Origin of the sequence: Pseudonocardia sp. DR1-2, from assembly GCF_023717215.1 — a bacterium.
Lineage (GTDB): Bacteria > Actinomycetota > Actinomycetes > Mycobacteriales > Pseudonocardiaceae > Pseudonocardia > Pseudonocardia alni.
On the sequence record NZ_JAMQOF010000001.1, the window covers coordinates 84,749 to 105,617 of the forward strand.

The 20,869-nt window shown below is 74.8% G+C and carries 21 protein-coding genes; 10 read left to right on the forward strand and 11 right to left on the reverse strand.

All coding sequences use genetic code 11. From position 1 onward, the window contains the following. Positions 1–2 precede the first annotated feature (2 nt). The gene (locus tag ND486_RS00350) at positions 3–1,289 is read right to left on the reverse strand and encodes an acyl-CoA dehydrogenase family protein (protein WP_251782256.1); all 1,287 of its coding nucleotides are present in this window, start codon (positions 1,287–1,289) and stop codon (positions 3–5) included. Between the two features lie 575 nt (positions 1,290–1,864). Between ND486_RS00350 and ND486_RS00355 the strand changes: the two genes are divergently transcribed. Further along, on the forward strand, positions 1,865–3,469 hold the full coding sequence (locus ND486_RS00355) for an AMP-binding protein (protein WP_251782257.1): 1,605 nt from the start codon (positions 1,865–1,867) through the stop codon (positions 3,467–3,469). 18 nt (positions 3,470–3,487) lie between these two features. On the opposite strand, the gene ND486_RS00360 is transcribed toward ND486_RS00355, so the two are convergent. The 4 genes from ND486_RS00360 to ND486_RS00375 form a co-directional block, all read right to left on the reverse strand. After that, on the reverse strand, positions 3,488–4,930 hold the full coding sequence (locus tag ND486_RS00360; protein ID WP_251782258.1) for an MFS transporter: 1,443 nt from the start codon (positions 4,928–4,930) through the stop codon (positions 3,488–3,490). Between the two features lie 71 nt (positions 4,931–5,001). Then, positions 5,002–5,583 carry a TetR/AcrR family transcriptional regulator gene (locus ND486_RS00365; RefSeq protein WP_251782259.1) on the reverse strand — a complete coding sequence of 194 codons (582 nt, stop codon included), beginning with the start codon at positions 5,581–5,583 and terminating at the stop codon, positions 5,002–5,004. 77 nt (positions 5,584–5,660) lie between these two features. Then, positions 5,661–6,101, reverse strand: coding sequence for a tautomerase family protein (locus ND486_RS00370; protein WP_251782260.1), 441 nt, complete (start codon positions 6,099–6,101; stop codon positions 5,661–5,663). Between the two features lie 129 nt (positions 6,102–6,230). Then, the gene (locus tag ND486_RS00375; RefSeq protein WP_251782261.1) at positions 6,231–7,559 is read right to left on the reverse strand and encodes an Ig-like domain-containing protein; all 1,329 of its coding nucleotides are present in this window, start codon (positions 7,557–7,559) and stop codon (positions 6,231–6,233) included. 108 nt (positions 7,560–7,667) lie between these two features. Here ND486_RS00375 and ND486_RS00380 point away from each other — a divergent pair, with 108 nt between their 5' ends. The 6 genes from ND486_RS00380 to ND486_RS00405 all read left to right on the forward strand — a co-directional run bounded on the left by ND486_RS00380 (position 7,668) and on the right by ND486_RS00405 (position 13,998). Further along, entirely contained in the window at positions 7,668–8,867 is a 1,200-nt protein-coding gene (locus ND486_RS00380; protein WP_062395801.1) for a cysteine desulfurase-like protein, read from the forward strand. A 23-nt stretch (positions 8,868–8,890) separates the two neighbouring features. Further along, positions 8,891–10,087, forward strand: a complete 1,197-nt coding sequence (locus ND486_RS00385) for an ABC transporter substrate-binding protein (RefSeq protein ID WP_251782262.1) — start codon at positions 8,891–8,893, stop codon at positions 10,085–10,087. Next, positions 10,084–11,205: an iron ABC transporter permease gene (locus ND486_RS00390; protein ID WP_251782263.1), complete on the forward strand. Its 1,122-nt coding sequence runs from the start codon at positions 10,084–10,086 to the stop codon at positions 11,203–11,205. The genes ND486_RS00385 and ND486_RS00390 overlap by 4 nt, the downstream gene beginning before the upstream one ends. Further along, positions 11,202–11,999, forward strand: a complete 798-nt coding sequence (locus ND486_RS00395; protein ID WP_251782264.1) for an ABC transporter ATP-binding protein — start codon at positions 11,202–11,204, stop codon at positions 11,997–11,999. Before ND486_RS00390 ends, ND486_RS00395 begins: the two co-directional genes overlap by 4 nt. A gap of 377 nt (positions 12,000–12,376) precedes the next feature. Beyond that, on the forward strand, positions 12,377–13,204 hold the full coding sequence (locus ND486_RS00400; protein ID WP_251782265.1) for a uridine kinase: 828 nt from the start codon (positions 12,377–12,379) through the stop codon (positions 13,202–13,204). Further along, complete coding sequence (locus tag ND486_RS00405) at positions 13,201–13,998, forward strand: molybdenum storage protein subunit alpha (protein WP_251782266.1); 798 nt, start codon at positions 13,201–13,203, stop codon at positions 13,996–13,998. The genes ND486_RS00400 and ND486_RS00405 overlap by 4 nt, the downstream gene beginning before the upstream one ends. An 82-nt stretch (positions 13,999–14,080) precedes the next feature. Here ND486_RS00405 and ND486_RS00410 read toward each other — a convergent pair whose 3' ends face one another. Beyond that, positions 14,081–14,743, reverse strand: a complete 663-nt coding sequence (locus ND486_RS00410; protein WP_251782267.1) for a VTT domain-containing protein — start codon at positions 14,741–14,743, stop codon at positions 14,081–14,083. 130 nt (positions 14,744–14,873) lie between these two features. Between ND486_RS00410 and ND486_RS00415 the strand changes: the two genes are divergently transcribed. Further along, entirely contained in the window at positions 14,874–15,269 is a 396-nt protein-coding gene (locus tag ND486_RS00415; protein WP_251782268.1) for a hypothetical protein, read from the forward strand. Here ND486_RS00415 and ND486_RS00420 read toward each other — a convergent pair. The 5 genes from ND486_RS00420 to ND486_RS00440 form a co-directional block, all read right to left on the reverse strand. After that, the gene (locus ND486_RS00420) at positions 15,232–15,573 is read right to left on the reverse strand and encodes a hypothetical protein (RefSeq protein WP_251782269.1); all 342 of its coding nucleotides are present in this window, start codon (positions 15,571–15,573) and stop codon (positions 15,232–15,234) included. The genes ND486_RS00415 and ND486_RS00420 overlap by 38 nt on opposite strands. A gap of 81 nt (positions 15,574–15,654) precedes the next feature. Continuing rightward, the gene (locus ND486_RS00425; protein ID WP_251782270.1) at positions 15,655–16,680 is read right to left on the reverse strand and encodes a DUF4185 domain-containing protein; all 1,026 of its coding nucleotides are present in this window, start codon (positions 16,678–16,680) and stop codon (positions 15,655–15,657) included. Positions 16,681–16,689: 9 nt separating this feature from the next. After that, positions 16,690–17,433 (reverse strand): enoyl-CoA hydratase/isomerase family protein, encoded by a 744-nt coding sequence (locus ND486_RS00430; protein WP_208819147.1) that lies wholly within the window; start codon positions 17,431–17,433, stop codon positions 16,690–16,692. Continuing rightward, complete coding sequence (locus ND486_RS00435; RefSeq protein ID WP_251782271.1) at positions 17,433–17,966, reverse strand: hypothetical protein; 534 nt, start codon at positions 17,964–17,966, stop codon at positions 17,433–17,435. The genes ND486_RS00430 and ND486_RS00435 overlap by 1 nt, the downstream gene beginning before the upstream one ends. 31 nt (positions 17,967–17,997) lie before the next feature. Next, complete coding sequence (locus ND486_RS00440) at positions 17,998–18,867, reverse strand: alpha/beta fold hydrolase (protein ID WP_251782272.1); 870 nt, start codon at positions 18,865–18,867, stop codon at positions 17,998–18,000. Between the two features lie 92 nt (positions 18,868–18,959). On the opposite strand from ND486_RS00440, the gene ND486_RS00445 reads away from it, so the two are divergent. Together ND486_RS00445 and ND486_RS00450 are read left to right on the forward strand one after the other, a co-directional pair. Next, positions 18,960–19,490: a hypothetical protein gene (locus ND486_RS00445; protein ID WP_251782273.1), complete on the forward strand. Its 531-nt coding sequence runs from the start codon at positions 18,960–18,962 to the stop codon at positions 19,488–19,490. Between the two features lie 73 nt (positions 19,491–19,563). Next, positions 19,564–20,856, forward strand: a complete 1,293-nt coding sequence (locus ND486_RS00450) for an MFS transporter (protein WP_251782274.1) — start codon at positions 19,564–19,566, stop codon at positions 20,854–20,856. The last annotated feature ends 13 nt before the right edge of the window (positions 20,857–20,869 follow it).

The window sequence follows — 20,869 nt, forward strand, 5'->3', positions numbered from 1 at the left end:
GCTCAGGCGTTCGCCGCCGCGGTGTCCAGGTACTCCGCGAACTTCCGGCGCGCGGCCTCGGTGCGGGTCGGGACGTGTTCGGTGGGGACCTCCACCGGGGTGTAGCCGCGCAGGATGCGCCGTGCGACGGACTCCTTGTGCACCTCGTCGGGGCCGTCGTAGATGCGCGCGGCACGGGCCGCCCGGTACATCTGCTCCAGCGGCAGATCCCCGGAGAAGCCCAGCGAGCCGTGCACCTGGATCGCGCGGTCGATCACGTCGTGCAGCACCTTCGCGCCCCAGTACTTGATCATCCCGATCTCGATCCGGGCGTTCGAGGCGCCGACCTGGTCCATCGTCCACGCCGCGTGCAGGGTCAGCAGCCGCGCCGCGGCCATGTCCGCAGCGGACTGCGCGATCATGTCCTGCACCATCTGCTTGTCGGCGAGCCGCGTGCCGCTCGCCGTCCGCGACACCGCGCGCTCGCACAGCATGTCGAACGCCCGCCGGGACTGGCCCAGCCAGCGCATCGCGTGGTGGATGCGCCCCGGGCCGAGCCGCTGCTGGGCGAGCCTGAAGCCGTCGCCGGGGTTGCCGACCAGGTGCGTCGCCGGCACCCGGACGTCGCGGTAGAACACCTCGGCGTGGCCGCCGTAGATCTCGCCGCCGACGTCGGGGTGGTCCATCACCGGGATGTCGCGGGCCACGTCGACCCCCGGGGTGTCGGTCGGGACGACGATCATCGAGGCCCGCTGGTACGGGGGCGCGTCCGGGTCGGTCACCACCATCGCGATCAGGAAGTCCGAGCCGGTGGCGTTCGAGGAGAACCACTTGTGGCCGTTGATGACGTAGTCGTCGCCGTCGCGCACGGCCCGGGTGGACAGCATCGTCGGGTCCGCACCGGCGCCGGGCTCGGTCATCGAGAAGCAGGACCGCAGCTCACCGCGCAGCAGCGGGTGCATCCAGCGTTCCTTCTGCTCCGGCGACCCGCCGATCGCGAGCAGCTCGGCGTTGCCCGAGTCGGGGGCCTGGTTGCCGAACACCCCCGGCGCGTAGCGGCACTGGCCGAGGATCTCGTGCATCAGCCCGAGGGCGACCTGGCCGAACCCGCCGCCACCGAGCTCCGGGGGCAGGTGCGCGGCCCACAGGCCCTGCTCCTTGACCTGCTCCTTGAGCGGGGCGGTGATCCGGGCGAAGGTCTCCCGGTCCAGGTCGAGGGTCTCGAGTGGGATGATCTCGTCGCGGACGAAGCCGCGCATCCACTTCAGCTTCTCCTCGAACTCCGGATCGGTGCTGAAGTCCCACGCCATCGCGTCCGCCTCCCGACGAGCCTCGTTGCCACTGCGAACGTAACCCAGCCCGCCACGACGTGGACAGGGCCGCCGCCGAGCCGGTGGTCGACGGGGTCGGTGGTCGGTGGTGCCGGTGGCCGGCGGTGCGGTGGTCGGTGGTGCCGGTGGCCGACGGTGCGGTGATCGACGGGGCCGGTGGTCGGTGGTGCCGGTGGCCGACGGCGCGGTGATCGTCGGAGCCGGTTGTCGACGGAGCCGGTTGTCGGTGGCCGGCCGAACCGGTGATCGGCGATGCGCGCGCAGATCCGCTCCGCGCGCGCGTCCGGACGCGCGCGCGGAGCGGATCACCGCGCGGACGGCGGATCACGCGCGGGCTCGCGATCACGCTGCGGGCGGGATCACTGTGCGGACGGGATCACCGTGCGGGCGGGATCACTGTGCGGACGGGATCACCGTGCGGGCGGGATCACTGTGCGGGCGGGACCACCGTGCGGGCGGGATCACCGTGCGGGCGGGACCACCGTGCGCGGACGGCGGGTCACCGGGCGGGCGGGGCGATTGCGTGCCCGGGCGCCGGCGGGGAGGCTCGGGGGATGACCGACGAGGCTCCCGTCCCCGTCCACCCGGCGGGTGTCCCGGCCGACCTGGTGGACCTGTCCTACGAGCCGCTGACCCCCACGGCGTTCCTCGACCGGGCAGCGGCGGCGCACGGCGACCGGGTCGCGGTCGTCGACGGCGACCTGCGGTTCACCTACACCGAGTTCCGCGACCGCTGCCGGCGCCTGGCGGGCTCGCTCGCCGCGCTGCACGACGGGCGCCCGGTCGCGGTCCTCGTGCCGAACACCCACGTCGGGCTGGAGGCGGCGCACGCGGTCCCGTGGTCGGGGACGGCGCTGGTCGCGGTCAACACCCGGCTCTCGGCGGGCGAGGTCGCCTACATCCTGGAGCACTCCCACGCCTCGGTGCTGGTGGCCGACCCGGTGTTCGACGACCTCGTCGCCGAGGTCGTCACCCGCCTCGATGCCCCGCCGCACACGGTGCGGGTCGGCCCGGACTACGAGCGCCTCGTCGAGGAGGGGGAGCCCACCGCGGTGCGGCCCGCCGACGAGCGCGGCCTGCTGTCGATCAACTACACGTCCGGGACCACCGGGAACCCGAAGGGCGTGATGTACCACCACCGGGGCGCCTACCTGCAGGCGCTCGCGATGGTCGGCCACACCGGGCTGACCGCGTCGTCGGTGCACCTGTGGACGCTGCCGATGTTCCACTGCAACGGCTGGTGCTTCCCCTGGGCGGTCACCGCGGCCGCCGCCACCCACGTCTGCCTGCCGAAGGTCGAGCCGGCCCGGATCTGGGAGCTCGTGCGCGACCAGGGCGTCACCCACCTCAACGGCGCCCCCACCGTGCTGTCGATGATCGCCTACGCGCCGGAGGCCGGGCCGGTGGAGACCCCGGTGGCCGTCGCGACCGGGGGAGCACCGCCGAGCCCGGCGATCCTGCGCCGGATGGCCGAGCTCGGGTTCGAGGTGACCCACCTCTACGGGCTCACCGAGACCTTCGGCCCGGCGATGATCTGCGACTGGCGTCCGGAGTGGAACGACCTCGACGCCGACGCCCGGGCCCGGATGAAGGCCCGCCAGGGCGTCGGGAACATGATCGCCTGTGCGGTCCGGGTGATCGACGACGACGGCGCCGACGTCCCCGCCGACGGGGAGACGACCGGCCAGATCGCTTTGCGCGGCAACAACGTCATGCTCGGCTACCTCGACGACGAGCAGGCCACCCGCGACGCCGCGCCGGACGGCTGGTTCCGGACCGGCGACATCGGCGTCATGCACCCCGACGGCTACGTCGAGCTCCGTGACCGCTCGAAGGACGTGATCATCTCCGGTGGGGAGAACATCGCCAGCGTCGAGGTGGAGCAGGCCATCGCCGACCACCCGGCCGTGCTGGAGGTCGCGGTGATCGCCGTCCCCGACGAGCGGTGGGGCGAGGTCCCGGCCGCGTGGGTGACGCTGCGCGAGGGCGCGAGCGCCACCGAGGACGAGATCGTCGAGCACGTGCGCGGGCGGCTGGCGCGGTTCAAGGCCCCCCAGCGGGTCACCTTCGCCGAGCTGCCGAAGACCTCCACCGGGAAGATCCAGAAGTTCGTGCTGCGCGACGAGGCGTGGGCCGGGCAGGAGCGCCGGATCCGGTGACCGGGCGGCGGTGACCTGTCAGGGTGCGCCGGCGCCCTCCGCTCCCGGGCGTACCGGCGCGAGACCGGGGACCCCGCCGTCGACGACCGGCGCCGGCCGCCGTTCGGCCACGGCGAGCACGAGCGCCAGCAGCGCGGCGACGCCGGCCGACCCGGCCAGGAGGACCCACCCGGCCCGGACCGCGCCGAACTCCGACGGCAGACCGGTGGTGTGCGCGCCGATCACCGAGACGAGCAGGGCGACCCCCAGCACCGACCCGACCTGTCGCGCGGTGTTGATCAGCGACGACCCCGAGCCCCACTGCGGGGCGGGCAGGGCGGAGCCGACCACGGAGGAGAGCGTGGGCAGGATCAGCCCGACCCCGAGCCCGGTGAGCAGCTGGCCGGGGAGCATGCCGACGGCGTAGTCGGGGGTGAGACCGAGGTGGGCCAGCCACCAGAGGGGCCCGGCCGCGAAGGACAGGGCGCCGAGCGCCGCCGTCGGACCGACCCCGATCCGCGCCGCGAGCCGCCCGGCGAGCCGCGAGACGACCACCACGACCATCGGCCCCGGTGCGAGCGCCAGGCCCGCGGCCTGCGCCGTCCAGCCCCAGGTGCCGGTCAGGTAGAGGACGTTCACGACGAGCATGCCGGCGAAACCGCAGGTGAACGCCACCATCGTCAGCGCGGCGAACCCCACGGACGGCACCCGGACGACCGCGAGGTCCAGGGCCGGGACCGCGTGCCGCCGCGACCGCACGACGACGGCGACGAGACCGAGGGCCGCGACCCCGGCGGCGGCGAGCACCTCGGTGGAGAGCCAGCCCCGGTCGGGGACGCGGACCAGGGCCCAGGCGAGTGCGCCGATGCCCACGACCAGTGCCAGGGCGCCGAGCAGGTCGGGCATCCCGGTGCGCTCGAGGTCGGACTCGCGCAGCGTCCGCGCCCCGGCCACCAGCGCCACGAGCCCCACCGGGACGTTGACCAGGAACACCCAGTGCCACGACGCCTGCACGAGCAGCCCGCCCAGGGGAGGTCCCAGCGCCGCGGCGACGGCGCCGATCGAGGCCCAGGCGCCGACGGCCCGGCTGCGGCGCTCGGGCGGGTGGGCGGTGAGCAGCAGCGACAGCGAGGTGGGCATGACGAGGGCCGCGCCCACCGCCTGCACCGTCCGTGCGGCGACCAGCGACCACACGCTCGGTGCCACCCCGCAGGCGGCCGACGCGAGCGTGAACACGGCGAGGCCGACCAGGAAGATCCGCTTGTGGCCGACGCGGTCGGCCAGCCGCCCGGCGAGGGCGAGGAACGCCGCGAACACCACCGTGTAGCCGTTGAGGACCCACGACATCTGCCCGAGGTCGGTGCCCGGGAACGCGGCACGGATGTCGGGGAAGGCGATGTTGACGATGAACAGGTCGAGGCTGGACAGGAACGCCGCCGCCGAGGTGATGAGCAGGACGACACCGGGTCTGGGGGCGGGCATGGTCGTCCTCTCGAGGCGGACCGATCGGTCCGGGGTGACGTGCGGACAGTGCGGGGTGGTGCGACGGGTGGTCAGGCGCCGACGAGGCGGCGGGTGAGCGCCACGGCGGCGTCGGCGCCACGCCGGACGTCGGCCGCGTCGCGGTGGGCCGCCTGCATGAACAGCCCGTCGGTGATCAGGCAGAGCTCGCCGGTGAGCCGGTCGGGGTCGTCGGCCCCGAGTTCGCCGACGAGCCGCGCGACGATCGCCCGGACGTCGGCCAGGTGCCCGCGGGCGACCGCGGCGGGGGCGTCCCCGGCGGTGCCGTCGGGGAACTCGACGAGGTAGTTCCGGAAGGCGCAGCCCCGGGAGCCCGTGCGGGTCACCAGGTCCCCGATCTCGGCGACGAGGGCCACCAGCCGTGCGCGCGGGTCGTCGCCCGCGGCGTCGAGGGCCCGGCGGATCGCGTCCGACCGGCGCTCGCGGACCCGGGTCAGGTAGTCGGCGACCAGGTCGTCCTTGGTCGTGAAGTGCTGGTAGAGCAGGTTCTTCCCGGTACCCGCCTCGTCGATGATCCGGTTCATCCCGATCGCGCGGACCCCGTGCGCGTAGAACAGCCGCGACGCGGTGGTGAGGATGCGCTCCCGGGTACCCGGGGCGGGGGTGCGAGCCATCCGTCGATGGTAACGGACCGATCGGTCCGCGTGCGCCGTCGTGCCGGGGCCGGCCGGTCCCGCTCCGGGTGCCGGCATCAGGGACGGCTCGCGGCGACGTCGTCGTAGGGGACCGGTGCGCCGCGCTCGGCCCACAGGCGCTCGCCCGGGGTCCCGGGGCCCGGTGGGTGCAGCCCCTGGATGAGCCAGAGGTCACGGGAGGTCTCGTCGACGTGGAGCTCCCAGTCCAGGGAGCGCTCGGCCATGAAGGGGGTCAGGAGGTCGCCGACCCGCCCGATCAGGCGGTCGCGCGCGGACGCGTCGGGCAGGGTGCGGGCGATGTGGTCCACCTGGATCCGGACGAACCGCTCCCGGGGGGCTCCGCCGATGAACAGGGCGCCGGGCTCGGCCGCCTGGAACACCACGCCGACATAGAACGACGGCAGCACGGAGTAGATCCCCGTGATGCCCTCGGCCAGGGTCCGGCGGTCGTCGGGGCCGAGGCAGTCCGCGCTGTGGTGGACGGTCCAGAGGGGCATGGGGAGGCCTTCCGTCGGTGCCGGGTCGGGGTCGACCATAGCGGACCGATCGGTCCCGGACCAGACGGTCCGGTTCTGTGCGGAGGTGTTCCCGGCGGGTGGTCCACCGGGAGACCGGGGGAGGGGCGGTCAGGACAGTGCGCTCAGCGAGCGCCACTCGTCCCAGGGGATCGTCCAGTCGTAGAGGTCGCCGTCGCGGGCGGTCAGCGGCTGCGAGCTGCCGGTCACCTCGACCGGGTCGCCGAACACGGCGCCCGCGAAGAACTCCTTCGCGTCACGGGTGGACAGGTTGATGCAGCCGTGGCTGACGTTGCGGTTGCCCTGTGCCCACGACGAGGCGGGGTTGGCGTGGATGAACTCGCCGTTGTTGGAGATCCGGACCGCCCAGAACTGGGGCTCGTCGACGTAGCCGTAGTCGGGGTTGCTCATCAGCACCTTCTCCGACCTGCCCATGACCACGTGGATGCCGGAGCGGGTCACCCGGCGCGGGTCGGACTCCAGGCCGTAGGAGGCGTCGTAGCGGGCGACCTCCGTGCCGTCGCGGACGACGACGATCGCGTGGCTGCGGGTGTCGGCCTTCACGATCTGGCTGCGTCCCACGGTGAAGGTCCGGTCCAGGTCCTTCGTCATGAAGGTGCCGTCGCCCAGGTCGAGGCCGCGCAGCGCGCCCCGCACGTGGACCTGCGTGTGCGCGGGCCAGTAGGCCTTCGGGCGGTAGTGCACCCGCGAGCCCTCGGCGGTGTCGGGCAGCCACGCCCAGGCGCCCTCGACCTCCCGCGACGCGGTGACACGCAGCGCCCGCTCGACGGTGGCCTTCGCGGCGTCGGGGAGCTTCTCGCCGAAGGTGAGCACGACCGGGGCGCCGATGCCGATCTCACCGCCGTCGCGGATGTTCATGGTGGCGTCGACGGTGTCGTCGGGGTCGACGGTGGTGAACGGGGCCGGGGGCACCGGGCGCCGGTCCTGCGGGCCCAGCACCCAGCTGCCCGACCAGTGGTAGGTGGTGGCGAGGTCCAGCGGCTCGGTGGCGGTCCAGCTGCGGCCGTCGGGGGACAGAGTGCCCGCGACGGTGACCGGTCCGTCGTCGGAGTCGGCGGTGAGCGCGACGTCGTCGAGGGTCCCGGTGCTGACCTCGGTGCGGACCGGGCTGCGCGGGGCGACCGGGGCGCCGCCGGCCGGGACGCTGGTGAGGACCTCGGGGACCGGGGGTGCGGGCGGCACGGCCGGGGCCGGACGGAGGCGGTCGACGGCACCGGCGAGGTTGCGGGCCAGCGAGTCCACGCCGCCGCCGACGGTGCCGCCGATCCGGCCGCCCGCCATCGCGGCGGTCCCGCCCGCGAGGAGGACCACCAGTGCGACCAGCGAGGTCGCGAGCACCGCCCAGGTGCGGCGGTGCACCGACCGTCGCCGCCGGCGTGGGGTGTGGCGCCCGCGCGAGCGCTCCCAGGACCTCGACATGCCGAGGATGATGGCCCGCGTGTCACCCACACGGGCGGTACGACACCCCGACGACATGTGATCGTTGCCCGGGCGCGTCCGGTGCGCCGACGTGACAGGGTTCCGGCCATGAGCTACGACGTCGCCGCCGTCCGCAGCCGTTTCCCCGCCCTGCGCGCCGGGATCGCCCACTTCGACGGGCCCGGCGGCTCCCAGGTCCCCGACTCCGTCGCCGGGGCGGTGGCCGCCGCCATGACCTCCCCGCTGGCCAACCGCGGGACGGTCACCAGCGGTGAGCGCGCCGCCGACGCGATCGTGCTCGGCGCCCGCGCCGCGACCGCCGACCTGCTCGGCGCGGACCCGCGCGGGATCGTGTTCGGGCGCAGCATGACCGCGCTGACCTTCGACCTCGCCCGCACGCTGGCCGCGACCTGGTCGCCGGGCGACGAGATCGTCGTGACCCGCCTCGACCACGACGCGAACATCCGCCCCTGGGTGACCGCCGCGCAGGCGGCCGGGGTGACGGTCCGGTGGCTCGACTTCGACCCCGCCACCACCGAGCTCGACGACGTGACGCCGCTGCTGTCCGACCGCACCCGGCTCGTCGCGGTGACCGGGGCGTCGAACCTGGTCGGGACCCGCCCCGACCTGCCCGCGATCGCGGCAGCCGTGCATGCCGCCGGGGCGCTGTTCATGGTCGACGGCGTGCACCTGACCGCCCACGCCCCGATCGACGTCGCCGCGGTCGGCGCCGACTTCTACGCCTGCTCGCCCTACAAGTTCCTCGGCCCGCACTGCGGGGTGCTCGCCGCCGACCCGGCGCTGCTGGAGACCCTGCACCCGGCGAAGCTGGCACCGTCGAGCGACGCGGTGCCCGAGCGCTTCGAGCTCGGCACCCTGCCCTACGAGCTGCTCGCCGGGACCACCGCCGCCGTCGAGTTCCTCGCCGCCCTGGACCCGTCGGCGACCGGGGACCGCCGGGCGCGGCTGCAGGCGTCGATGGCCGCGGTGGAGGAGCACGAGCGGCCGCTGCGCGAGCGCATCGAGACCCACCTCGCCGCCCTGCCCGGGGTCACCGTGCGCTCCCGGGCGGCCCGGCGGACCCCGACCCTGCTGGTGACCTTCGACGACCGCGACGCCGCCGACGCCTACCGGCACCTGGCGCAGCGACGGATCGCGGCGCCCGCCTCGTCGTTCTACGCGCTCGAGTGCTCGCGGCGGCTCGGCCTGGGGGACACCGGATCCCTGCGGATCGGGCTCGCCTGCTACACCGACGACGCCGACGTCGACCGGCTCCTGGACGGGCTCTCCGACTTCGTCGGGGCCTGATCCACATATGTGAGACTGTTCAGGTGACGCGTCCTCGGTGGGTCCTCGCGGCCCTGCTCGCACTGTCCCTCGTCGCCGGGTGCTCGGCACCCGCCGCGGCACCGCAGGCCCCCGGTGGGACCGGAGCGGCGGCACAGGACTGCGTGCCCGGCGCCGCATCCGCCCCGGACGACACGGTCGCCTTCAGTCACGCCACCAACGTCACGATCACCGGCGGCGACGGCTACCGGGTCCTGACCGTCCGCACGCCCTTCCCGGGTGGGCAGCCGCAGTCGGTCGTGCTCGTCGGCTGCGGACAGGGCGACCCGGCGCTGCCCGCGGCGCTCGCCGGGGCCCCGGTGGTGCACACCCCGGTGAGCGGGATCTTCGCCGGCTCGACCACCCAGCTACCGATGATCACCGAACTGGGTGGGCTCGACCGGATCACCGGCGTCGGCGGGGCCGCGCTGGTCACCGACCCGGCCGTGCGCGGTCGCGTCGAGTCCGGTGCCGCCGTCGACTTCGCGCCGAACTCCACGATCGACGCCGAGGCCGTCGTCGCCGCCGCGCCGCCGGTCGTGCTGTCGGCGGGGACCGACGACCCGGCCTTCCCGGCGCTGGCCGCCGCCGGGATCCCGGTGGTCGGCTGGGCGGACTACCTGGAGACCGGCCCGCTCGGCCAGGCCGAGTGGATCAAGGTCGTCGGTGCGCTGACCGGGCAGGACGCCCGCGCCGCAGAGGTCTTCGACGGCATCGCGGGCCGCTACACCGACCTCGCCGGTCGCGTGCGCGGCCTGCCGCCGACCCCGATCGTCGCCGGGCAGCCCTACCAGGGCACCTGGAACGTCCCGGCCGCCGAGTCGACCGCGGGCATCCTGTTCCGCGACGCCGGCGCCACCTGGCTGGGCGCCGGGATGCCCGGCACCGGCACCCAGGCGCAGTCGCTGGAGCGGGTGCTGGCCGACGACGGCGACGCCCGCATCTGGCTCGCCGACGGCCCGTTCGCCACGACCGCCGACGTCGCGACACTCGACCCGCGGCTGTCCTCGCTCGCCGCGGCCCGCCCCGGCGGGCAGCTGTGGACCCGCGACAGGGCCACCACCGCCGACGGCGGCAACGCCCTCTACGAGCGCGGCGCGCTCCACCAGGACGAGATCCTCGCCGACCTCGTCGCGATCCTGCACCCACAGGCCCTGCCCGGGCACGCGTTCACCTACTACCGGCAGGTGCCCGCCGGATGAGGCCGGCCGCGCCGGCGTCGCCCGCTCCGGCGACCCGGGTCCCGGACCGGGCCGGGCAACGCTCGGGACGCCGGGCGCCGCTGGTCCTGGCGGTGCTCGCCACCGGTGTCGTCGTGCTGTTCGCCCTGGCCGTCTCGACCGGGTCGGTGGTGATCGGGCTCGACCGGACGCTGTCGGCGCTGCTCGGCATCGGCACCCCCGACGCCCGGCTCGACCTGCTCGTCACCGACCTGCGGGTCCCGCGGGCGGTGACCGCGGCGGCCGTCGGCGTCGGGCTGGGTACCGCGGGGCTGCTCACCCAGACCCTGTTCCGCAACCCGCTGGCCGAGCCCTACGTGCTCGGGGTCAGCGCCGGGGCCGGGCTGGGCGTCGCGCTGGTGACCACGCTCGGTGCGGCCGCGGGGACCGCCGCGTTCGCCACCGGCGGGCTCGGCGCCGCACCGGTCGTCGGGGGGCGGCTCACGACCGTCGCGGCCGCGGCGGTCGGTGCCGCCGCCGTGCTCGCGCTGGTGCTGGCACTGTCGCGGTTCGCCCGGTCGGTCACCGCGCTGCTCGTGATCGGCGTGATGCTGGGGTCGGCGGTCACCTCGGTGGTCAGCCTGCTGCTGGTCTGGACCGACCCGCGCACCGCGCAGCAGTACCTGATGTGGGGCCTCGGCTCGGTGTCCGGCGTCGGCCGCGGCGAGCTGCCGGTCCTCGGCGGGATCGTCGCGGCCGGGCTGCTGGCGGTGATCGTGCTGGCCAAGCCGCTCGACGGGCTGTTGCTCGGCGACGACTACGCCCGCACCGCCGGTGTCGACGTCGCCCGGGTGCGGCTGGTCGTGCTGCTCGTCGCCGCCGTACTGGCCGGGACGGTCACCGCGTTCTGCGGGCCGATCGGGTTCCTCGGCATCGCCGTGCCGCACCTGGCCCGGATGGCGGTCGGCACCTCGCGGCACCGGGTGCTCGTCCCGGCCACCGCCCTCACCGGTGCGCTGGTCGGGCTGGCCTGCGCGGTCGTCGCGAACCCGCCGGGGCTGGGCACGGTGATCCCGCTGAACGTGGTGACCTCGCTGGTCGGGGCACCGGTCGTGATCGCGGTGCTCCTGCGCTCCCGACGCCTGGGCGCGGCCTGGTGAGCGCCGGGCTGGTGCTGTCCGGGCTCGACGTCGGGTACGCCGAGGGCGGGGCGCTGCGCCGCGGCCGGGTGCGCCCGGTGCTGTCCGGGGTGGACGCCGTCGCCGCACGGGGCGAGCTGACCGTGCTGCTCGGGGCGAACGGCGCGGGCAAGTCCACCCTGCTGCGGACCCTCGCCGGGCTGCTGCCCGCGCTGGGCGGCACGGTCGCCCTCGACGGCACCGACCTGCTCGGGCTGCGCGCACCGGAGCGGGCCCGCCGGGTCGGGGTGGTGCTGACCGACCGGCCGGACCCGGGGCAGCTGACCGGCCGCGACGTCGTCGAGCTGGGGCGGCTGCCGCACACCGGCGCCACCGGCGTGCTCACCGCCGACGACGAGGCCGCCGTCGACGCCGCGATCGACGCGGTCCGCGCCGGCCCGCTGGCCGGACGCCCGCTGGCCCGGATGTCCGACGGCGAGCGGCAGCGGATGATGGTCGCCCGCGCACTGGCCCAGCAGCCCTCGCTGCTGCTGCTCGACGAGCCGAGCGCGTTCCTCGACGTCTCCTCCCGGGTCGCGCTGCTCGGGACGCTGCGCCGGCTGGCGGGGGAGCAGGACCTCGCGGTGCTGTTGTCCACCCACGACCTGGAGCCGGCACTGCGTCTGGCGGACCGGGCCTGGCTGCTCGACGGCGCGGGCGCGCTGCACACCGGGACGCCCGGTGAGCTGGCGGCCTCCGGGGCGGTGGGGGCGGCGTTCGACACCGACGAGCTGGCCTTCGACGCGCCCACCGGCACCTTCCGCCTCCGCGCCTGAGACCCCCGCACAGGACCCGCGCCGCACAGGTTCCGGGCCCGCCGCACACGCCCGGACCCGTGCGGCGGGACCGGAACCTGTGCGGCGCTGCACGTGGTGGGGATGCACCGCGGGTGCGGGGGCTGAGTGCGGGAGGGGACGGAGCTGCGGAACGGGCGCCGGACAGTGGCATGGATCACCCGGGCGGCGTCGCGATCAGCGGATGCGGGCCGGTCGTGCACGACCGGCCGCGCCGACGGCGCGGCGCCCGGGCCCGGTGCCGCAGCCCGGTCGGGGTGTCCGTGGCGTCGTCGGGCACGACGCGACCCGGAGTCGCTAGGTTCGCGCTGGACCGCGCCGCCCGCCCGGGTGCGCGCATCGGAACACGAGGAGATGCGATGACGCACGCCGCGAGCGCGGCCGAGCTCGAGTCGCTGCTGCTGACCCGGTCGCTCGACGACCCGGAGCTCGCCGCGGCCACCGAGCGGACCCCCGACACCCGGGTCCTGCCCGACGTGTCCGTGGTCAAGGTCGGCGGCCAGAGCTTCATGGACCGCGGCCGCGAGGCCGTGTTCCCGCTGGTCGAGGAGCTGCTGGAGGCCCGGTCCGCACACCGGTTGCTGATCGGCACCGGCGGCGGCACCCGGGCCCGGCACGCGTACTCCCTGGCCGCGGGGCTCGGCCTGCCCACCGGTGTGCTCAGCTCGGTCGGCAGCGCCGTCGCCGGGCAGAACGCCACCATGCTCGGCTACCTGATGGCCCGGCACGGGGTGCCGGTCGTCGCCGGGGGCGGGTTCGACGCGCTGCCGCTGTCGCTGTCCGAGGTCCGCGCGGCGATCTTCGCCGGCATGCCGCCGTACGCGATGTGGCAGCCGCTGCCCGACGAGGGCGTCATCCCGCCCTACCGCACCGACGCCGGCTGCTACCTGGTCGCCGAGACCTACGGCTGCAAGAACATGATCTTCGTCAAGGACGAGGACGGTCTCTACACCGCGAACCCGAAGAACGACCCGTCGGCGACCCTGATCCCCGAGATCACCGTCGACGAGCTCGTCGAGCGGGACCTGCCCGACCTGATCGTCGAGCGCCCGGTGCTGGAGCTCATGCGGCACGCGACGCACGTCCGCTCGATCCAGATCGTCAACGGTCTCAAGCCCGGCAACCTCACCCGCGCGCTCGCCGGCGAGCACGTGGGCACGATCATCACCGCGGGAGACGCCCGATGAGCACCACCCACCCCAAGGACGTCGAGTCCCCGCTGGCCCGCCAGACCCTGCTCGACCGCGAGCAGGTCCGCCCCGTCGACCAGCAGCAGCCGGTCATCCGGATGCTGCCCCGCCTGCGCGTGGTCGTGCTCGGCGGCCGCTCCATCGTCGACCGCGGCCGCGACGTGCTGCTGCCGCTCGTCGAGGAGCTGCGCGCCGCGATCTCCGGGGACCCGCTGCTGATCGCCACCGGTGCCGGGATCCGTGCCCGGCACGCGCTCGGCGTCGGCCTCGACCTGGGCCTGCCGACCGGCGCGCTCGCCGAGATCGCCGGCCGTGAGGCCGAGCAGAACGGGCACCTGGTCGCCGCGCTGCTCGCCGAGCAGGGCGTCGCCTACCTCGGGCACGACACCGTCGCCCACCAGCTGCCGGTGCACCTGGCCGCGTCGAACGCCGCCGTCACCAACGGCTACCCGCCCTACGGCGTGCACGAGCTGCCGACGGCGGCCGGGAAGATCCCGGCCCACCGCACCGACACCGGCGCGCTGCTGCTGGCCGACGCGTGGGGCGCTGCCTCGCTGACCTACGTCCGCGACGTCGGCGGCGTACTCGACGGGGACACCGTGGTCCGCGAGGCGTCCGCGGCCGACCTGCTCGCCGACGCCGCCCGGACCCTGCCGATCGACCGCGAGGCGCTGCGCACGCTGCAGCGCGCCCGGCACGTCCGGTCGGTGCAGATCATCGACGGGACCGTCGCCGGGAACCTGACGAAGGCTCTCGCCGGGGAGCACGTGGGGACCGTCGTCTCGGCCTGACCCGGGGACCGTTCGGGTACCTCGGCGCGGTCGGAGCAGGATCGGGCAGCGCCGAGGTACCGATCGACGAGGGGGCGTCCGCTCAGCCCACCGGGACCGGCGGAACCGGAGGGGGCGCGGCGCGGCGTCGGCGCCGACCCGCGACGAGTGCGGCGGCCGTCAGGAGCACCAGCCCGGCGACGGCCGCCACGAACGGCACCGAGGCCGGGTCCCCGCCGTAGGCGCCGATCGTCACGAACGCCACCGCCGAGGGCGCCACCCCGAGCACCGACCCGGCCAGGTAGTCACGCAGCCGGATCGCGGTCAGCCCGCAGGCGTAGCTCAGCACCGGGAACGGGATCACCGGCAGCAGCCTGCCCCCGGCGACGGCCCACAGGCCGCCCCGGCGCAGCCGCGCGTCGAGACGGCGGATGCGGGCGCTGCCGATCCCGGCGACGACCTCGCGGCCCAGCGTCCGCGACAGCACGAAGCCGATCAGCGAGCCCACGGCGACGGCGGTCATCGTCGTCGCCAGGCCGACGGGCAGGCCGAACAGGACCCCGGCGGCGATGCCCATCACGGTCGCGGGCGCGGGGACCAGGGTGAACCCGACGAACAGCAGGGTGAACAGGACCGGTGCCGCCCAGCCCGCGGACGCCGTCGTCGCACGGACGCCCTCGACCGTCGGCCAGCCGGTGACCAGCAGTACCGCGGAGCCCGCGGCCACCAGCGTCACCAGCAGCACGGGCCGCCACCATCGGGCCACCGTCGACCACCTCCACCCGGGTCTACGAGTACGGGTACCCGCGGGGTTCGGGTGAGCACCGGCACGGACCGGTGAACGGCGACCGGTGCGCGGCGGACGACGGTGTCCGGTGTGACACAGTCTCGGCCTGATGAGACGTCCGGCGCGCACCCGCACCCTGCTGGGGTGGATCGCCGTCGCGTTCGTCGGGGCCTGGATCGTCGGGACCGTCACGCTGATCGCGGCGGCGGGGGAGCGCGGTGCCGACGACCGGGCCGCGCTCTACGAGCGGGGCGAGGCCGCGCTGCGGAGCCCCGACGGTGGCGGCGCCCGGCTGCACGAGCTGCTGCTCGACGCCCCGGACCGCGGTTTCGTCGACGACTACGTCGAACGCCTCCAGGCGGCCGGGGCGCCCGCCGTGCTGCCCACCGGGCCGGACCGGGTCGAGGTGCGCTCGGGACCGGTGCTGGTGACGCTGTCGGTCACCGAGGAGGCGGGCCGCTGGTACTTCAGCCTCCTGCCGCCCGGGGAGCGGGAACCGGGCTGACCACCGGGCGCCACCACGGCGTCCGCGACCGGGGCGCCGGCCCGGGGCCGGCCGCGACGACGACACCGGGGAACCCGGTCAGCAACCGCGGCACCGCGCGGCGCAGCCGTCGCACGGCGGCGGCGCCGTCGACGTCGTCGAGGCGCGCCTGCAGGAACAGCCCGCCCTCGTGGCGCCCGGTCCGCACCCGGGACAGCTCGGGCAGCGTCCGCGCCAGCACGCGCAGCTCCTCGGCGGTGAGGGGACAGCCACCGACGACGACCGTCGCGGTGAAGGGGCGCGTCCCGTCGTGCTCCGAGCTCATGGAGTCCCCTACGAGCGGAGCCCCCGTCCGGATGCGGTCACGGCCGGGAGATACCCACTTCTCATGACGCCGGGCCTGGGGTTACTCCGTACGCAGCAGCTCCGTGACGTCCGTCCGGAACTGCATCGCCCGGTAGGGCCAGTTGGTCGTGGTGTTCCACTGGCTGACGACCAGGTGCAGGTCGTCGAGCGTCGAGCCGGGGACGACGTAGCCGCCGTAGAGCTGTGCGACGCGGCCGGTGGCGTGGTCCTCGTCGTCCCAGCCGCAGCCGGTGAGCACCGTGGTCCGCGGGGCGCGGTGCAGGTCGGCGTTCGGGCGGTCGAGCAGCAGTGTGTCGATCCGGTAGTTCCCGGCGTCGAAGACGGTGAGCAGCAGGTGCTCGCGACCGTCCGGGCCGGGCACCCGGCGCAGGTTGAGCTCGCCGAACGCGCCGGGGAGGGTCAGCGTCGGCGGGTTGCCCCAGTCCCAGCGCTCCCCGGCGAAGCCCCACGGCTCCCACGCGTCGCGGTCGCTGATCCGGTCGGCGGGCACCCGGTGCAGCAGCAGGCCGTCGCGGCGCTGGAAGCCGGTGGTGTAGGCGTAGACGTAGCCGTCGCCGCCGTCGCACCAGGTCAGCTGCTGGAACAGGCCGTCGTGGTGGTCGCCGGGCCAGTCGCAGCCGGTCCGCTGCCAGGTGACGCCGTTGTCGCGGGAGGCGACGATCTCGCTCCACAGCACGTTGCCGAGGCCCTTGTTGGCCATGACGTGCAGGTACATCGTGTCGCCGACGGTGATGACGTCGGCCGGCAGGATCGTGGTGACGCGCCGGTGCAGCCGGAACCAGTTCGTCGCCGGCTTGCTGACCAGGCGGCAGGCGTAGTCGGCCGTGTCGCCGCCGGAGCCGGTCCAGCGCAGGCCGCCGCGGACGTCGTCGGGGTCGGCGAACAGCACGACCGGGGAGCGCCAGCCGGGCCCGCCGACACCGGCCCGGTCGAACGTGTCGCCGAAGACGGCGACCAGGCGCCCGTCCGGGGCGGTGGCGAGGATGCCGAGGTCGGTGCCGCCGATCCCGAACCGGTCGGTGTACCCGGGCCCGGTCAGGTCGGCGATCTTGGTCGTGACGGCCATGGCGCGACCCTACGGGCGGTACCGCGCGATCGCGTCGCGGGTCGCGGGCAGCGCGAACACCTCCGCGAAGGTGTCGACGCTCGCCTCCACCGAGCCGGTGATGCCCTGCTCGCGCCAGGTCTCGAGCAGCTCCTTCTGCGCCGACAGGACCTCGCGGGTCGGGGCGAGCAGCGTCGCGACGAGGTCGTCGACGGCGGCGTCGAGCCCGGCGGGGGAGTCGACGAGCCGGTTCACCAGCGGCGCCGTCCCGGGCTCGTCGACCCGGTGCACGCTGCCGGTCAGGACCATCTCCTGGGCGAGTGCGGCACCGACGTAGCGGGGCAGCAGCGCCGCGTCGACCACCGACGGGATCCCGAGGCGCACCTCGGGCAGCCCCACCCGCACCCCGGCGTGGGCGACGCGCAGGTCGCAGGCCAGCGCCAGCTCGAACGCCGCACCGAGGCAGGCGCCGTTCAGCCGGGCGATCGTCGGCACCGGTGCGGTGCGCACCGCACGCAGGCAGGTCGCGAGCCGGGTGATGATCGCGCGACCGTCGCCGGGGGCGGCGTCGCGGAACACGTCGAGGTGCATCCCGGCGCCGAACGCGCGGTCCCCGGCCCCGGTGACCACCACGACCCGCACCCGGTCCGGGAGGTCGGTGACGGCCCCGGTGATCGCGTCGACGTCGTCGAGGTGCAGTGCGTTGGCGGCCTCGGGACGGTCCAGGGTGACCGTCCGGACCGCGCCGTCGTCGTGCACCCGCGGAGTCCCCATCAGTGCACCGTCCACGGCGGCGGGGCGGTGCGTGGGGGGCGTCGCCGCAGCACCAGGACCAGCACCAGCAGCACGATCGCGCCGACGCCGGCCGCGACCGTCGTCAGGATCGCCAGGATCAGCGGGGCGATCCCGGCCGCGGCGACGACCAGCGCGACCCCGATCCCGCGTGCCCCGGGCGCGGCGGACAGCGTGAAGACGCCCGGCTCGTCGACCTCGAAGGACCCGATCAGGAAGCCGGAGCGGGCACCGACGGAGTAGGTCTCGTCCATCGTCGCCGGGACCAGCGGCACCGGGCCGGACGGGCCGGTCACCGTCGGGAGCGCGTCGGCGGAGCCGTAGCCGCTGCGGGTCTCCAGGTACACCCAGCGGGTCCCGGGCCCGGTGACCGCGACGGGACCGCCGGTGGTCGCGGGGACGGCGACGTCCGCGGGCAGCCCGGCCCAGCGCACCCAGGACAGCAGCGCCAGGAGCGCCAGCACCGCGACCGCCGCTCCGCCGATCCACCGCCATCCCCGGACCACGACGATCATCGGACCACAGCGGCGGCCGCGACGACAGGTCCTACCGGGCGGCCGCCGCGGCCACCGCGTCGGCGAACACCTGCGGCGCCTCGACCGGGACGAAGTGCCCGACGCCGTCGACGGGGGTGACGGTCACGTCGGCGAAGAACTCCCCGACCCGGTCGGACCAGTCGCGCGGGAACAGCGGGTCGTGCTCGGGCCACAGGAACGTCGTCGGGACGGTGACGCGGTCGGCCGGGTCGGGTGTGGTCTCGGCGAGTGAGCGGGCCACCGCGCCGCCGCCGGAGCGGTACCAGTTGATCGACGCGACGAACGCGCCCGGCGCCCCGTACGCGACGGCGAGGTGGTCGAGGCGCTCGTCGTCGGGGGTGAACTCCGGGCCGGACCAGTGCGACCAGAAGTGGCGCAGGTACGCGCGGGCGGCACGGGCGTCGCCGTCGACGAGCTCGCGGGCCAGGTCGAGCTGGTGGAAGGACTGGTACCAGAACTCGCGCACGGGCCGCTCCGCGAGGATCCGCCGCCCGACCCCCGGCGCGGGCGGGGTGACCACGAGCGCGCGCAGCAGGTCGGGCCGGTCCTTCGCGACCTGCTGGCCGACGCGGCTGCCGACGTCGTAGCCGGCGACGACCACCTCGGACAGGTCCAGCTCGCCCAGCAGCGCCGTCAGCGAGCGCGCCTGCGCGGCCGCCGAGTACTGCTCGGCCGGGTCGCGGTCGTGGGAGTCGGACCCGCCGAACCCGCGCAGGTCCGGGACGACGACGTCGTGCGCGGGGGTCAGCCGCTCGGCGACGGCGGTCATGTCCGTCCGGTCGCCCGGCCAGCCGTGCAGCAGCAGGACCGGCGGCGCGCCGGGCTCGCCGTGACGGTCGTAGGCCAGTCGGAAGCCGTCGGTGGCGGCGGACAGGGGCATCGCGGGGACCCTCCGGGATCGTGGGACGGGCGGCTCGGTGTACCGAGAAATGATGATGGGGTGCCCGGGGCGCGACGGCGATACTCGCGCGTGTGAGTGAGCGCCGGAACCCCGACGTCGAGGTCGACTGGGACGACCCGGAGACCCCCACCCCGGGCTGGATGGGGTTCCTGCTGGCGCTGTGGCTGCTGCTCGCGCTCGCGTGCGGCTGGTTCGCCGTCGACGACCTGCGCCTGGCCACCGGCTCGGTCGGCGCGCCCGGGGTCCTGGAGGTCACCGACTGCACCGACCTGGGGGAGGGCCGCTACGACTGCAACGGCCTGTTCCTCCCCGACGCCGGCGGTGACCCGATCGCCGTCGACGCCTCGCCGGACTCGTCGGCCGGGGAGGTCGTCGCGGCGCAGCTGACCCCTGCCGGTGACCGTGCGGTGCCCACCGGGACGACCGGGGTGCTCGCCGCACTGACCCTGCCGTTCCTCGGCGTCGCCCTGCTCGGCTACCTGCCCTGGACGACGGCGGTGGTGCTCGGCACCCGCCGCGGCCGCCGCGGGCTCGCCGTGCTCGGGCACGTGGTGACGCTCGTCTTCGGGACCGCGACGATCGTCGGCCTGGTCCTCTCCTGACCAGTCCGGTCGATTTGTCGGGCTGTAACGGTTACCGTTCGCCGACCGTTCGGCCGACACGTCAGGGGGAACCGTGTCCCAGGCACCCACCACCGGAACGACGGAACGTCACCGTCTCCCGGTCCGGACGCTCGTCGCGGCGTCCATCGGCAACGCGGTCGAGTGGTACGACTGGACGATCTACGCGACGTTCTCGATCTACTTCGCGACGCAGATCTTCCCGCCCGAGAACGCGGCGCTGGCCCTCATCTCGACGCTCGCGACCTACGCGCTCGCCTTCTTCTTCCGGCCGCTGGGCGGTCTGCTGCTGGGCCGGTTCGCCGACCTCAGGGGCCGCCGCACCGCGATGCTGGTGACCATCCTGCTGATGGCGGGCGGGTCGTTCGTCATCGGCCTGCTGCCGACGTTCGCGATGATCGGCTGGTTCGCGCCGGTACTGCTCCTGCTCGCGCGCATCGCGCAGGGCATGTCGCTGGGCGGCGAGGTCTCCAACGCCTCGGCCTACCTCGCCGAGATCGCCCCGCGCGAGCGGCGCGGGCGCTACTCGTCGTTCTTCTACATCTCCACCGGCACCGCGGTGCTGTTCGCCTCCCTCACCGGCTTCGTGCTGGCCGCGACGCTGACCGAGGACCAGCTGGCCTCCTGGGGCTGGCGGATCCCGTTCCTGCTCGGCGGGGTGCTCGGGATCATCGGGCTCTGGATGCGGCGCCAGATGAGCGAGACCGAGCAGTTCGAGGACAACAAGGAGTCCGCGGCCCGGATCCGCAACCCGCTGATGCTGACCCTGCGTGAGCACCCGAAGGCGGTCGCGCAGCTCGTCGGCTTCACGATCCTGCACACGCTCTGCTACTACACGTTCTTCTCCGCGCTGACCCCGTTCGCGACCCGCTCCCGCGGCGCCGACGCGACGGAGGTGTTCCTCGCGCTGTCGATCGCCACGGCGATCTTCGTGCTCCTGCAGTACCCGATGGGGGCCGCCGCCGACCGGTACGGCCGCAAGCCGCAGATGCTGGTCTGGTCCGCGGCCACCGCGGTGCTCGTCGTACCGCTGTCGTTCCTGATCGGGCCCGGTTTCTGGAACATGTTCGTCGTGTTCGTCGTCGGGCTGGGGCTCTACACGGCGATGACCTCGGTCGCGCCGGCGATCATGAGTGAGCTGTTCCCGACCAAGGTCCGCGCCCTGGGCATCGGCGCCTGGTACAACCTGACCGTCGCCGTGTTCGGCGGGACCGCGCCGCTGGTCATCGCCTCGCTGCAGGAGGCGGACCTGGCGATCCTGTTCTTCGTCTACGTCGCCGTCGGGGCGGTGATCTCCTTCGTCGCGGTGCTGACCCTGCCGGAGACGAAGGGCTCCGCCCTGCGCTGACCGGGTAGGCTCC